A 15,029-nucleotide genomic window follows, 5' to 3' on the forward strand; every position below is an offset into this window, starting at 1 on the left:
CGCCTGCATGCGCCGTCCGCTAACGCGAGCCGCTGTAGGCTTTCTTGTCGAAGCGGTAGTAACGTGCTGCCCTGTGGGCCACACCCTGCTGCCTCTCGTCGAGTGGTATTATATATGACAGCTGCGAAATCTTCTTATGGAAATTTCTGACATCGAGTTGCTTGTCATAGATAATCTCCATCAGCATCCTGAACTGGGAAGCCGTAAACTTCTTGGGCAGAAGATCGAAGATGAGCGCACGGTTGTTGTCGGCCTCGCGTCTTATGGCTTTGAGAGCCTCGGCGATTATCAGGTTGTGGTCAAAGGCCAGACGCTCGAGCTGGTTGAGTCGCTGCCATTCGGCCACTTCCGTGTTGACCGTCTTTTCAAGAGCCTTATCGAGCTTGACAAGCGAAAAGTAGGCTATGGTCACGATACGCTTCACCTTCGCCTGCTCTTTTTCAAGCCAGTGGACATCGCGCTGATTGCTTGTGCGGTCTTTCGAACCAAAAGCCTTGAACTGGGTCAGAGTCACGTCACTCACACCGGTTAGTTCCTTGAGCACTCTCGATGCAGCATCGTCGAGGTCTTCATCCTGATAGATGAGACTGCCCGGCAGTTTATAATCCATGAAGACTTCGCCGTTTGCGTCGCAACCGCTTCGTTTGCTGAGTAGCACATTCAGGCTTTCACCGTCGAAGCCAAATACAACGCAGTCGACCGAGATATGATTGTTGGCAAGTGGAGCCGCCATAAAACTTAAGTGATTTTTTGTGTTAATCGGTACTTTAAGGATCTCGCAACGACGACAGGTCCGAATGGCAGTGGACGCGTTGTCAATCGTTTGCAATGGCAAATGTACGAATTTTACAATTCCTACATCCAATCAAAAATATGTTGTAAAACATAAAAACAAGGCCTTTTTCTTTTCTTACTGTCTACAATAAGCGACTATGTTCACGTCAATCATACAATAAGTATTTCCATCGCAATGTCTTTTTCTTCCAAATGCATTGTCTACTCTGCGATTATCCACTTACAATGATGACTCAACTTATGGTCAGATATACAATAAGAATGCCATGTTTCCTGCTTTTCATTTTTGTAACACAATCTGTTAAATTTCTCTAACAACTCGGCTTCTTTCCTGATGTCAGTTGTTTATTAGACAAAACACTCAAACTTTCAACTCAAAAACCAAATAAAAAAACAACAAATAATATCCATTTAGAAAAGAAAAACATCGCGTTTCGAAAGAAAAGCACTTACACTTCAACTAAAAAAGCAAAGACATGAAACGATTTATTCTTGCTTCAGCCCTCGTCGGCTGTATTATGGGTGCCTCAGCCCAGAATCTAATCGAACGCCCGACATTTGGCGATAATTGGCAGCTCGGCCTCGACGGTGGTATCACCACTCCGCTCAAAGGCCACTCCTTTTTCGGCAACATGCGCCCGACAGTAGGTCTGCATCTTGGCAAACAGCTCACTCCGCTCTTCGGACTCGGCATCGAAGGCGTGGCCGGCATCAACACTTCGACCGTCAATGGCGGACGCAGTAGCAAGACCGCCTTCGACGACACCTACCTCGGAGCATACGGTACGTTCAATCTCACGAACGCATTCTGCGGCTTCAGCTGCGACCCGCGTCCGTTTACGATCGACGCCCTCGTCGGCATCGGCTGGATGCACGACTACGTAAGCTATGGCAGCGACCACAGCAACATCGGCGCGAAGGCCGGTCTCAACTTCAACTTCGCCGTGACCGACCACTTCGGCATATCGCTCAAACCGAGCGTGCTCTGGAATGTAACCGGCAACGGAACAGGACATAACGATCAGGGGCTCGACCTCAAGCGCGCAAACTTCAACCTTGCTGTCGGTCTCAACTATAACTTCGGCCCCGGCTTCGAATGTGTCGAATGTCCCGACAACTCTGCCGAACTTTCGGAACTCAACGGACGTGTCAACGCCCTCCGTGCTGAAGTCGACGGACGCAATGCAGCCCTTGCAGCAGCCGATGCAAAGAACGCCGAACTTACCGCCGCGCTTGCAGCAGCCAACGCAAAGCCCGCAAAGGTCATCAAGGAAAACAATCTCGAATCTGTCCGCTACGTCTTCTTCAAGATTGGTTCAAGCGTGATTACAGCCGACCAGCAGCCTAACATCGAAATGATCGCAGCCTACCTCAACAACCATCCCAAGGCCACCGTACAGGTTCGCGGTTATGCTTCGCAGGACGGCCCCGCAGAGCTCAACGAACGTCTCGCCAAAGCCCGTGCAGAATCTGTCAAGAACGCCCTCATCAAGCGATACAAGATTGACCCCAAACGCATCAACGCAGAGGGTGAAGGCATCGGCCACATGTTCAGCGAAGAATCTTGGAACCGTGTTTCCATCTGCACACTCGACGCCGAATGATAGAAACCACGTCTCTAACACCTCTATTATATAATATGTAGAGGAGGTGACAATATCCTCCCAGCATTGCCTGACACACACATCAGTCCCGCCCAACTTTCCGGCGGGACTTTTTTCATGCCGTGAACCTAATCTTTTTTCTCAGCCTTTTGCATTATCGCACCTTTTTCACACCCACCCCACCCTAACTTTGCAATGTCAATCCACAACACCATCAACCGTTTCACACAGGCAACAAACACTTATCCAAATCAAAAAAACTCCGACACTATGACACCAGCCCCTCTTGAATTCGTAAGACATCCTGAAAACGACACCACCGAAACCCACCCGCAGCCATCGTCCACACCCGCTGAAGCCCCCGACCCCAACCCGGAATCCACACTAATCCTCAACACACCTCGCAAAAGCGCCTGGGACACAACCCCTTAGTCTTTAACACTTTGTACTTTCCCACTTAATCCTTAATCCTTAACACTTAATACTTAAAAAAATGCTCACCACCCAACTGACCAACGAAATCGCACCTACCCTACTCCGAAGCGAAATCGACGAACGCATCGTCAAAGTACGCCCCTCCTCCACCCCACTCGACCAGATTTCACGAATGGTCGGAGCGCGAAAGGCAAAATCAATGAAAGTCGAATACTACTCGGTCGACATAAAAGACGGATGCTCAAAAACCTCACGCTCCCTTCGCGGAGTCACACTCGTCCCCGGCCAGCCGTTTGAACTCGCAGTAGACAACACAGCCATATTCACCGAAACCGAAACAGTCCTCATCCCCTCGGTCATAATCCCCGAAGGCACTTACAAAGGGCAGCAGCTTGTGGCCTACATCTCAGCTACCGGACCGGAAACTCTATCGCTTATTCCCGTAAATATTCCCGACGACTCAACCGGAATCGAAATCGGGACTATCGAACAGGGAGCAAACGTCACCCGCATGGGACGCGCCGCCCGTGAACTCGACGTGCAGACATCACAATATGTCGCGCTCCCACGCAAGAACTACAATTACTGTCAAATATTTAAAAGCCAAGTTGAAGAAAGTCTCTACCAGCGTCTTTCCGACAAGGAAGTGGGATGGACATTTTCCGATCAGGAAGAAGTAGCCATCATGGACATGCGCATGGGCATCGAAAAATCATTTCTCTTCGGAGCTCGCGCACGAATCACACTCCCCGACAGTCAGGACGAAATCCTGTTCACCGGAGGCATCTGGAATCAGACCGACCGCACATTCACATATAATAATATGACCGACATAGAGCTGACAGCCCTATCGCGTGCGGCATTCACCGGCAGGTCCGGCTCGTCGCGCAAAGTGCTCATCGGAGGTTCAGGACTCATCGAGGCAATCTGTATGACTCCACATGTCAAATCAGTGAGCGCCGAAGACAGAGAAGTCGTATGGGGCATCGACTTCCACCGCATAGTCTCGAAATTCGGTACTCTCTACGTCCACCACTCTGAAGTTTTCGACCTGTGTGGCAAAGAAAACTGCGGAATGGTCATCGACCCGGAATATATTACCAAATATACCCATGTCCCATTTACGGCCGACCGCATCAGTTTCCGCAAACAGGGTGTCCGTAACACCGAGGGCGTAGTCCTCACCGAAGCCTCATGCCTCGTGCTCCGTCACCCGGACTCTCATCTCCGCATCGAAATGACTCCTGCATGACGGCCCGACATCGGCCCGGGGCTGATTATTCCTTAACTTCACTAAGGTTTCTTCCAAGCCCGAAATACAGCAGTCCGAAAACCAGTATGGCCAGCGCGACACCGGCCACAATCTCCTTGACTTCCGGCGAACTATTACGGGCAATCAGCAGTGCGACCATCCACGTCACACATGATACTCCACCGTAACTTTCGCCATCACGCCTGAACGCCTTCAGCGACCATCCGTTGGCTCTCAGACATAAAAACAGCGAAATGATATAGACACAGAACAGCACCATGGCGATAATCTGTAGCGCAAGCGGTCCGGGATACAACGCCATCCACATCACAAGCGTCCAGCCAGTGGCAAAAGCGATTCTGTCAACTGTCCGTGCCGACGATAGTACTATGTTTTTCATTTCTCTTTTATTATTGAATGTGATAGACTAATATATGGCGTAAAGTTACTGATTTCCGGAAATACTAGCAAAAATATCCACGCAAAAAAACGGCAGGTTTTTATTCCGACTCTCTTCTCATTGACCGAAAAGAGATGTCCGGAATAAAAACCTGTCGTTTTTTCTATGCGTGAGTTTATCAGCCTCTGTCATCCGACAGAGACTCATTCACACACATATTATTAGTTAGCGGGAGTGATGTCAGAAGTCTCTACCTCAAACACGAGCATAGCGTTGGGCGCGATGCCTGCCTGCTGGTTGCCGTCGACTCCATAGGCAAGGTTGCCGGGGATATAGAGCACATACTGTGAACCGTTCTTCATCATAGCGAGACCTTCGCCGAAACCGGGAACGACACGCTTGGGGTTCATCACGACACCGTCTGAGTTGCTGTCAAAAACCTTGCCGTCGATGAGCTTGCCAGTATATTTCACCTTCGCGCTGCCGTTCTGGCCGACTGCTTCGCCTGTACCTTCCTTGATCACCTTGTAAGCGAGACCTGAGGGAAGCACCTTGATTGCAGGGTCTTTAGCCATCTGATCCTTCAGATATGCTTCGCCGGCTGCTATGTTTTCCTTAGCTTCAGGGCTGTTTTCCTTAGCCTGACGGGCTTCTTCTTCCTTCTTCTGGTAGAATTCCATCATCTTCTGCTGAGCCTGTTCTGCGAGAACTTGGAACTGGGTCTGAGCCTCACGGAGAGCATCCTGATTGACTGAATCGGCAGAAAATGCCTTGGCATAAGCCTCATAGAGTTTAGAACGGTCGATGGGCACACCGGCTTCTTCGTAGCGGAAGAGCTGACCTACGAGCTGCAGACCGAAGCTGATACCGGTGAGATAGCCCTGCTGGGTGGTGTCGGTCATGATAACCTGCTTGAGACCGCGGAGAATGTCTTCTTTCTTAAGATTAGCTTTCTGATCTTCGGGGAGTGTGAGATATTCCGAAGCAAGACGGCAGCCCTGAGCCTCGCCCATAGCTACAGAGAGTGAATCGCCGAATCCCTTGTTGGCATTGCTTGATGATGATGAATTGCCGCATGAGCTCGCGCCGAGCAGCACTGCGGCTACGCCGCAAGCCATAATTAGCTTTTTCATAAACTTTTGTAAATTTTATTTTTTAATGGTGTTTTCTTGTCGTTTTCTATTTTTTACACCGAAGTGCGGCCGCCAAAGTCACAGCGCCCGCACCTTCTCGGCATTAAGGATAACTCCTTTTATTTCTTGATTACCTTGAGCAGCTCCACGTCAAAGATAAGAGTTGCGTTCGGGCCGATCACACCGCCTGCCCCCTGCGGACCATAGGCAAGCTGCGAGGGGATGAACAGACGCCATTTCGATCCGGCCTTCATGAGCTGGAGTGCCTCAACCCATCCGGGGATAACCTGAGTGACACCGAATGTAGCCGGTACGCCACGCTCTACGGAGCTGTCAAACACAGTGCCGTCGATAAGTTTACCTGTGTAGTGGACCTCGACCTGATCCTGAGCGGTAGGCATCTCGCCGTCGCCTTCGGTAATCACCTCATACTGCAGGCCGGAAGCTGTGGTCTTGACTTCCTCACGCTTGCCGTTCTCTTCAAGGAACTTCTTGCCGGCTGCCTCATTGACATCGGCCATCTTGGCTGCCTCGGCGCGCTGCTTCTCCTCGAGTGCGGTGAAATATTTCTGAATCTCAGCCTTTGCCTCGTCATAGCTCATCTTGGGTTCGCTGCCATAGAACACAGCGGCAACTCCGTCGGCGAAATCCTGAACGTTGATTTCCTGAATGCCGCTCGCACGGAAATTGTTACCCATGCTCAATCCGAGAGCATAGCTGATACGGTCCAATTCTTTATTTTCCATAATTATTTTTTTGATTTAATTGTCATCAAGTCTGCAAAGATAGCCTATTTTACAACGCTCTTTCCAATAATTTTAATTTAAAAAAGTTAAAATCTCGATTGCGCCCGCTCCATAAGCTACCGTTTTGTACAACAAACCATCCCGATATTTGGTTCAGCCTCCGGCTATCAGCAAGTTACGACACCGGCGACACCAAATCAAAGGATTTAGAATTCTTTCAGACGGGCCAGATACTTCCCGATGATATCGAACTCGATGTTGACCTTTGTCCCCACCTCGATTTGCTTGAAGTTCGTGTGCTCGAAAGTATAGGGAATGATTGCCACACGGAATGAATAGCGCTCCGAGTCACACACCGTCAGGCTCACGCCGTTGACCGTGACCGAACCCTTTTCAACAGTCACATAACCCTTGGCGGCCATTTCGGGAGCAACTTCGTAGGCAAACTTATAGTAACGGCTGCCTTCCACCTCCTCGATTTCCTCGCAGACCGCCGTACAGTCGACATGGCCCTGCACGATGTGACCGTCCAGACGGCCGTTCATCATCATCGAGCGTTCGAGATTCACAAGACTGCCGGCTTCGAGCAGCCCGAGATTGCTGCGGTCTAGAGTCTCCTGAATCGCGGTCACGGTGTAAGTTCCGTCGCCCGGAAGCGAGACTACGGTCAGACACACGCCGTTGTGGGCTACACTCTGGTCAATCTTGAGCTCGTCGGTGAAACTGCACTTCACTCGCAGGTCAACATTGCCGTCCTTTCTCACAACGTCAACCACCTGCGCGGCCTCTTCTACTATGCCTGAGAACATAATTTATTGCTATTTTTAGGTTTTGAATTGTTTATATTATGGCGCAAATTTACGAAATTTGCCACTTAATGCAAAAACACGAACCGAATCATGAAAAAAAGCCCCCTTTACACACGCACAGGCGACACCGGCATGACATCCCTCATCGGAGGACAGCGCGTCGCCAAAAACTCACCTCGCGTATCGGCCTACGGTACTCTTGACGAACTCAACGCAATGGTAGGACTCGTACAGGCCCACTGCACCGAACTCGACGACTTCGTGACAGCTTCGCTCCTGTCGGTCAACAACACCCTCTTCAACATCGGTGCATATCTCGCCACTCCATCGCAACAGTCAGCAGCTCAGCAGGAATCTTCAGCCGACGGAACTTCCGCCTCCGAAGCTCAGGCAAACGACCCGGCTGAAAAAATCACCGCTACGCTCACCCCTGTTCTTGCCGACCTCGAACACCAGATTGACCTTCTCGACTCGATGACACCTCCGCTCCGTCTCTTTGTCCTCCCCGGCGGATCAATCGGCGCTGCCCACGCTCATGTAGCACGCACAGTCTGCCGTCGTGCCGAACGCGAAATACTCACCCTCGCCGACACAGGAGCCTACGTCGCCCCGATAGTCCTGACCTACATCAACCGTCTCAGCGACTACCTCTTCATCCTCGCCCGCTACATCAACCACTTCACCGGCACAGCCGAACTCACATGGCATAGATAATCCCACCCTACACCGCCTGACTGAATACGGATATATTTTATCTTCCATATACATTGAAGGAAATACTTTGATTGGGAGGCATACGGACTGCTTAGCATTCCGTATGCCTCCCGCCTTATTCACGCCACTCTCGACCCACAATTATTCCGCCAAAATCTTGGAAAAACGGCAAAAACAACCTAAAAAACCTTGGAAAAACGGCAGAAACAGCCTAAAAAACCTTGGAAAAACGGCAGAAACAAGCTATTTTTGTAAAAAATCCCAATTAAGCATGGCATTATTCAGGCATCTAAACAATTATTTAAAAGAATTTTACGCAACACAAAAGACTGCATTATTACTCACCGGAGCAAGACAAACCGGTAAGACATATGCAATACGCCAATTAGGAAAGCAGTTTAAATCTTTTGTAGAAATCAATTTTATTGAGCAACCGGAAGCTATACAACTTTTTAAAGATGTCAATTCAGCCGAGGACATATTGCTCAGAATATCAGCTCTCAGCAAACAGCCTCTACATAAAGACGAGACTCTTATTTTTTTTGACGAGGTTCAATGCTGCGAAAATATTGTGACCGCCATAAAGTTTCTTGTCGATGAAGGCAGCTACAGATATGCCCTCAGCGGATCATTGCTTGGGGTGGAACTTACTGAAATCAGATCAATCCCGGTCGGTTATCTCAGCATAAAGGAAACATATCCACTTGACTTCGAAGAATTCATTTTAAATTTAGGAGTAGCACAACGCATAATTGATACCGTAAAAGAATGCTGGAACGATTGCAAGCCTGTAGATGTGGTGATTCACGAAAAGCTACTCGAGTTATATCGTCTCTATACTATAATAGGAGGCATGCCTGCTGCAGTAGAAAGATATATAACCACAAACAATCTCAACATTGTCAGCCGGACTCAATCTGATATTATAAACCTTTACCGCAAAGACATAGCACAGTATGCAGAAAAGGACAACAAGCTAAAAATAAAGGAAATTTTTGACCTTATCCCATCTGAACTCGACGCAAAAAACAAACGATTCATTTTAAAACGACTTAACGAACATGCCAAATTCGATAGATTGCAAAACGACTTCCTATGGTTAAAAAATGCCGGGGTAGCAATTCCTGTATATAACGTAGATGAGCCCAGAATGCCAATGAAGCTATCTGTGACGCGAAATTTATTCAAGTTATTTTCAAATGATGTCGGTCTTTTGACAGCTCAATATGCCGACGGGGTTCAGCTGAAAATTCTGTCCGGTGATATTTCTGTAAATTTCGGTGCTATATATGAAAATGTTGTGGCTCAGGAATTATTATGCCACGGCTATCAGCCATATTACTATAATAACAAACGGATGGGTGAGCTTGACTTTGTGATTTCGGACTTCAACGGAGTTGTTCCTATCGAAGTAAAATCAGGCAAAGATTACGAAAGGCATAATGCCCTCAGCAATGTGATGGCATGTAAGGAATATGACATAGAAAAAGCCTATGTGATGTGTAACGGGAATGTCGAACGACGCGGGCGCATTATATATGCTCCCATATATATGACTATGTTCATTCGCCGGCAGACTGACTGCGGAGGTGTCTACAGGCTCGATCTCAGCGGACTGACGTAAAGAAACCATAACAGCAAAATGGAGGGCTGAAATGTTATAAATGCTTTATTAATAGATTGTTCAGCGAGTTTGGCCTGTTTTTATTCGGCAGTTACGGAGTTTTTTTTGTACTTTTGTAGCCAAATTGCCCACAGCAGGGCTAATAGCATCTATAACAATCTAACCATCACCATATTATGAACAATAAAGAAGTGGTTCTCTCCGGCATTCGTGCCACCGGCAACCTTCACCTCGGCAACTATTACGGAGCACTCAGCAAGTTTGTGAAAATGCAAAACGACTACGACTGTCTGTTTTTCATCGCTGACCTCCATGCCCTCACGACAAATCCTCAGCCCGACGCACTCCACGAAAACGTCAAGAATATTCTTGCCGAATATCTCGCGGCTGGCATCGACCCCGAAAAGGCTACAATCTTCGTCCAGAGCGACGTTCCTGAAATCTCCGAAATGTATCTGCTGCTCAACATGCACGTTGGTATCGGCGAACTGATGCGCACAGCCTCTTTCAAAGACAAGGCCCGCAAACAGCTCGGAATCAAGACAGGCAACGACGACGAGGATATCGAAAAACAGATTATAGGCACTGACTCCAACAAGCGTGTCAACGCCGGCCTCCTCACCTATCCCACACTCATGGCCGTCGACATCCTCATCCAGAAAGCACATAAAGTGCCCGTCGGAAAAGATCAGGAACAGCACCTCGAACTCACCCGCCGTTTCGCACGCCGCTTCAACTCATTCTACGGTGTCGACCTCTTCCCCGAACCGCAAAACTTCAACTTCGGCGACCATGCAGTGAAAGTCCCCGGTCTCGACGGCTCAGGCAAGATGGGCAAGAGCGAGGGCAACTGCATCTATCTCATCGACGAGGAGAAGCCACTGCGCAAAAAGGTGATGCGCGCCGTGACCGACGAAGGTCCGAAAGAACCCAACCAGCCGATTTCCGAACCGGTGCAGAACCTGCTCACTCTCATGGAGCTCACCTCCGCCCCCGAAATCGTCCAGAGCTACCGCGACGCTTATGCCGACTGCTCAATCCGCTATGGCGACATGAAAAAGCAGCTCGCTGAAGACATCCTCAAAGTCACCACTCCCATCCGCGAGCGCTACCACGACATCCGCAACGACGACGCATACATCTCACGAGTTGTCCGCGAAGGCGCAGAGCGTGCACGCGAGCGCGCTGCCAAAACCCTCTCGGAAGTACGCGAGGTGATGGGCATCCGCCGTTTCTGGTAAACCGAGGCAGAAATCCCGCTAACACTGATTACATTGATAATTCAGATAAATGAAAAAATACAATCTTATCAACAATTCGCTCGGCTGGCTCTGCTTCGTCATAGCTGCGGTGACCTACATGCTCACCCTTGAGCCAACAGCGAGCTTCTGGGACTGCCCGGAATTCATCTCCCAAGGCTACAAGCTTGAAGTCGGCCACCCGCCGGGCAACCCTATCTTCATGCTGGCCGCCCGCTTCTTTGTCAACTTCGCTTTCGGCGATGTCAGCAAAGTGGCGCTTATGGTCAACTCCATGTCCGCACTCCTTTCGGCCGGCACAATCCTGCTGCTGTTCTGGACAATCACCCACCTTGTCCGCCGTCTGGTAGTGAAGGATGATGTCGAAAACCTCTCGCTCACCCAGATGCTCGTCATCTTCGGCTCGGGTATCTGCGGCGCTCTGGCCTACACGTGGAGCGACACATTCTGGTTTTCGGCTGTCGAGGGCGAGGTCTACGCCTTCTCCTCGTTCTGCACAGCACTTGTCTTCTGGCTCATCCTCAAATGGGAGAACCGCGCCGAACGCCCCCACAGCGACAAATACCTGATACTCATAGCCTACGTCATCGGTATCTCCATCGCTGTCCACCTGCTCAACCTCCTCTGTATCCCAGCCATCGCACTTGTCATCTACTACCGTCTCTGGAAAAACACCACCGCCAAAGGCTCTCTGGTGACTCTCGCGATTTCGGCAGTGGTAGTGGGACTGATTCTCTATGGTCTCGTCCCCGGATTCATCGAGGTGTCGCAGTATTTCGAACTCTTCTTCGTCAATGTGCTCGGCTGCAGCTACAACATGGGCGTGCTCATCTATGCAATCCTTGCGGTAGCCTGCTTCATCTGGGCCATCAGCGAACTCTATAAGCAGAACAGCATCGCGAAAATCCGCATAAGCGTCCTCCTGAGCATCTTCTTCTCAGGCATCCCCTTCATCGGTGACAGCATGTGGATTCCCGTAGTCATCATGATTGCCGTCATCGCTTACCTGTTCATGGCCAAGAAACTCCCGGTGCGAATTCTCAACCTCGTCGTGATGAGCATCTTCGTAATCTTCATCGGCTATTCGTCATACGCGCTTCTGCTCATCCGCGCGAGCGCCAACCCGCCGATGAACCAGAATGCCCCCGACAACGTGTTCGCACTTGCCTCCTACCTCAACCGCGAGCAGTATGGCGAACGTCCGCTGTTCTACGGACAGACCCACCAGTCGTCCGTAGTCTACGAAATCGACGCGCAAGGCCAGGCCTCACCTATGTATAAGGAAGGGAAACCGCTCTATGCAAAGGTGGTCAAGACCTCACCCGAACAGGCCGACCACTATGAAATCACCGGTTACAAGAAAGACTATGTGATGGCTCCCGAGCTCAACATGCTCTTCCCGCGCATCTACAGCGGACAGCATGCAGCAGCCTACTCCGACTGGATCGGCGGACTCAAGGGCAAGCCGGTAAGCGCCACCCGCTATGTCCACGACAGCGAGACGCTCCAGACCGTCGACGCAATCAAGCCTACGATGGGCGAAAGTCTGCGCTTCTTCCTCGTCTACCAGCTCAACCACATGTACTGGCGCTACTTCATGTGGAACTTCGCAGGCCGTCAGAACGACATCCAAGGCAACGGCGAGGTCAACCACGGCAACTGGATTTCAGGCATACCCTTCATTGACAATCCACGTCTTGGCGACCAGAGCCTCCTCCCCTACTCCGACGGCGAGGGCAACAAGGGTCACAATGTCTTCTACATGCTCCCGCTCCTCATGGGTATCATCGGCCTCGGCTGGCAGGCATTCACCTCCAAACGCGGCATCGAGCAGTTCTGGGTCATCTTCTTCCTCTTCTTCATGACCGGTATAGCCATCGTGCTCTACCTCAACCAGACCCCGACACAGCCACGTGAGCGCGACTACGCGTTCGCCGGTTCGTTCTATGCCTTCGCCATCTGGTTGGGCATGGGTGTTGCCGGACTCTGGGCACTCGTCTGCGAGCTTTTCAACCGCAGAGGCAAGGAGAAAGGTAAAAACACCCTTTCGGAAGAAGCCATCGCAGCCAAAGAGCGCAAGGTCAGCCTTGCAGGCGCTATCTTCGCCTGCCTCGTAGGCCTCTTTGTACCGCTGCAAATGGTATCACAGACTTGGGACGACCATGACCGCTCGGGACGCTACGTCACCCGCGACTTCGGTATGAACTATCTTGACTCGGTTGACGAAAACGGCATCATATTCACCAACGGCGACAACGACACCTTCCCCCTCTGGTATGCACAGGAGGTCGAGGGACACCGCACCGACGTGAAGGTTGTCAACCTCTCGTATCTCACCACCGACTGGTATGCAAATCAGGTCAAGCACCCCTCATATCAGGCCGAAGGAATCGAGACACTCGCCAAACCCGAGGATTACGGCTACGAACGCATGAACTTCAGCTATTTCGCGGCCGACTGCGACAGCACACCTGTCAACGCCTACACCGCCCTGCGTCAGGTCTATGACCAGAGCTCAAGCAAGAACGCATGGAACGCCCCGATGATGAAATACAACAACTTCGTCATCCCCGTCGACATCCCTGCAGCCGTGAAGGCCGGACGCATCACCGAGCAAGAGGCAGAGGTGGCCGACACAGCCATCCGCGCCAACATGGCCGACGACCGCGAGGCTTCGCGCCACGGAGGCATGACACTCAGCCAGATTCTCTCGCTCGACATGCTTGCAACCTCTGTCAAGAACGGATGGAAAAACCCCATCTACTTCGCATCGACAGTGCCTTCCGACTACTATATCGCCCTCCAGCCCTACATGCGCTCGACAGGTATGGCCTATGAGGTGACACCGGTGCGCAACGAGGAGAACGGCGACTATGACATCAACGCCGTCAACACCGACAAGGCCTACCGCAACATCACCGAGAAATTCCGCTGGGGCGGACTCGACAAGGTGACTGACCCGAGTCAGATCTACCTCGACGAGACTGTGCGCAAGATGGTGACCACCACCCGTTCATACATCCTCGGTACTGCGACCGCGATGATCAACGAGGCTGTGATGGCCGAACGCGCCGACTCCATAGCCACCGACGATAACGCACGCAAGGAACTCGAAGCCTTCAAGACCGACCGCTATAACAAGGCCAAGGAACTTCTGACCATCATCGAAGAGAAGCTTCCCGAAGCAGCCGCCCCATACGCCATCCAGATTCCCCAGAAGATGGCCCAGATCTATGCCCGCATCGGCATAGCTACAGGCGACAAGGCTGCATCAGCCAAGGCTGTCGAACTTCTTGAAAAGGAAATCATGCGCTATGCAGGAAATGTGAAATACTACCAGAGCCTCAACCCTTGGCAGTATGCCACACTCCCGCAGACCGACCGTTTCATCGAGACATACTATATGGTCTATCTCCTTCAGGATCTCGGCGACATCGGCGGTGATCCCGAAAAGATGGTTGACCGCCTGACTGACATGGGCATCAACTTCGACCGTATCGTCTCCATCCTCCAGCAGTAAAAAAAGAGAGACATCCAACAGCCGTCGGCCGACGGCTGTATTCCAAAGATAATCAAGTGTAGGGGTGCGGCAGTGCCGTGCCCCTACATAAAATTTTATAAACCTCACCTTATCCATGTGGATTGAACAACCGCCGTTTTTCTATCGCCTGCTCTTCACGGAAGCTATATGGCGAATACTCCATAGAGGAAAAAAGGTCGTCTATCTCACTTTTGATGACGGCCCTATCCCCGAGGAGACGCCGTGGGTGCTCGACGTGCTTGACCGCTACGACATCAAAGCCACCTTCTTCATGGTCGGCGACAATGTGAGGAAGCATCCCGAAGTGTTTGAGGAAGTCAAACGGCGCGGACACTCCTACGGTAACCATACCATGCACCACCTGCAGGGACTGAAAGAATGTGCCACCACATTTTTCCGTGACATCACTGAAGCCGACCAATATATCGGCTCAACCCTGTTCCGGCCGCCTCACGGCATCATCTCCCCGCTTCAGACAAAGCTCATCAAACGCCATTATAATATAATAATGTATGACGTGGTGACACGCGACTATTCGAAGCGTGTCACAAAGGAGCAGGTGCTTGACAATGTGAAGCGCTACACCCGCAACGGCTCGATAATCGTGTTTCACGACTCACTCAAAGCCCACGATAAGATGCGCTATGCCCTCCCTCTTGCCATCGAATGGCTCAAGGAACAGGGCTATGAGTTCCGTGCGCTGCCAATGTGACGTTT

The 15,029-nt window shown here is 50.9% G+C and carries 13 protein-coding genes; 8 read left to right on the top strand and 5 right to left on the bottom strand.

The features are described from left to right. Positions 1 to 19: 19 nt before the first annotated feature. Entirely contained in the window at positions 20 to 733 is a 714-nt protein-coding gene (locus QZ311_RS08785; protein ID WP_297066807.1) for an NUDIX domain-containing protein, read from the bottom strand. Positions 734 to 1,271: 538 nt separating this feature from the next. On the opposite strand from QZ311_RS08785, the gene QZ311_RS08790 reads away from it, so the two are divergent. From QZ311_RS08790 to QZ311_RS08800, 3 genes are all read left to right on the top strand, one after another. Then, positions 1,272 to 2,399 carry an OmpA family protein gene (locus QZ311_RS08790; protein ID WP_297066808.1) on the top strand — a complete coding sequence of 376 codons (1,128 nt, stop codon included), beginning with the start codon at positions 1,272 to 1,274 and terminating at the stop codon, positions 2,397 to 2,399. Positions 2,400 to 2,594: 195 nt separating this feature from the next. Continuing rightward, on the top strand, positions 2,595 to 2,831 hold the full coding sequence (locus QZ311_RS08795) for a hypothetical protein (RefSeq protein ID WP_297066809.1): 237 nt from the start codon (positions 2,595 to 2,597) through the stop codon (positions 2,829 to 2,831). A gap of 61 nt (positions 2,832 to 2,892) precedes the next feature. After that, positions 2,893 to 4,086, top strand: a complete 1,194-nt coding sequence (locus QZ311_RS08800; RefSeq protein ID WP_297066810.1) for a hypothetical protein — start codon at positions 2,893 to 2,895, stop codon at positions 4,084 to 4,086. Between the two features lie 25 nt (positions 4,087 to 4,111). Here QZ311_RS08800 and QZ311_RS08805 read toward each other — a convergent pair whose 3' ends face one another. From QZ311_RS08805 to QZ311_RS08820, 4 genes are all read right to left on the bottom strand, one after another. After that, positions 4,112 to 4,486 (bottom strand): hypothetical protein, encoded by a 375-nt coding sequence (locus tag QZ311_RS08805; RefSeq protein ID WP_297066812.1) that lies wholly within the window; start codon positions 4,484 to 4,486, stop codon positions 4,112 to 4,114. Between the two features lie 221 nt (positions 4,487 to 4,707). Then, positions 4,708 to 5,619, bottom strand: coding sequence for an FKBP-type peptidyl-prolyl cis-trans isomerase (locus QZ311_RS08810; RefSeq protein WP_297066814.1), 912 nt, complete (start codon positions 5,617 to 5,619; stop codon positions 4,708 to 4,710). Between the two features lie 119 nt (positions 5,620 to 5,738). After that, on the bottom strand, positions 5,739 to 6,350 hold the full coding sequence (locus tag QZ311_RS08815; protein WP_297066884.1) for an FKBP-type peptidyl-prolyl cis-trans isomerase: 612 nt from the start codon (positions 6,348 to 6,350) through the stop codon (positions 5,739 to 5,741). A 221-nt stretch (positions 6,351 to 6,571) separates the two neighbouring features. After that, a complete protein-coding gene (locus QZ311_RS08820; protein ID WP_297066815.1) occupies positions 6,572 to 7,174 on the bottom strand; it encodes a riboflavin synthase in 603 nt (200 codons plus the stop codon). A 90-nt stretch (positions 7,175 to 7,264) separates the two neighbouring features. Between QZ311_RS08820 and QZ311_RS08825 the strand changes: the two genes are divergently transcribed. The 5 genes from QZ311_RS08825 to QZ311_RS08845 all read left to right on the top strand — a co-directional run bounded on the left by QZ311_RS08825 (position 7,265) and on the right by QZ311_RS08845 (position 15,024). Continuing rightward, positions 7,265 to 7,888, top strand: coding sequence for a cob(I)yrinic acid a,c-diamide adenosyltransferase (locus QZ311_RS08825; RefSeq protein WP_297066817.1), 624 nt, complete (start codon positions 7,265 to 7,267; stop codon positions 7,886 to 7,888). 157 nt (positions 7,889 to 8,045) lie between these two features. Further along, positions 8,046 to 9,512, top strand: a complete 1,467-nt coding sequence (locus QZ311_RS08830; RefSeq protein ID WP_363323601.1) for an AAA family ATPase — start codon at positions 8,046 to 8,048, stop codon at positions 9,510 to 9,512. 176 nt (positions 9,513 to 9,688) lie between these two features. Then, positions 9,689 to 10,753 (top strand): tryptophan--tRNA ligase, encoded by a 1,065-nt coding sequence (gene trpS, locus QZ311_RS08835; protein ID WP_297066819.1) that lies wholly within the window; start codon positions 9,689 to 9,691, stop codon positions 10,751 to 10,753. Between the two features lie 49 nt (positions 10,754 to 10,802). Then, a complete protein-coding gene (locus QZ311_RS08840; RefSeq protein ID WP_297066821.1) occupies positions 10,803 to 14,291 on the top strand; it encodes a DUF2723 domain-containing protein in 3,489 nt (1,162 codons plus the stop codon). Between the two features lie 115 nt (positions 14,292 to 14,406). Further along, positions 14,407 to 15,024: a polysaccharide deacetylase family protein gene (locus tag QZ311_RS08845; RefSeq protein ID WP_297066823.1), complete on the top strand. Its 618-nt coding sequence runs from the start codon at positions 14,407 to 14,409 to the stop codon at positions 15,022 to 15,024. The last annotated feature ends 5 nt before the right edge of the window (positions 15,025 to 15,029 follow it).

The sequence above is a fragment of the uncultured Duncaniella sp. genome, assembly GCF_910578445.1.
Classification (GTDB): Bacteria; Bacteroidota; Bacteroidia; order Bacteroidales; family Muribaculaceae; genus Duncaniella.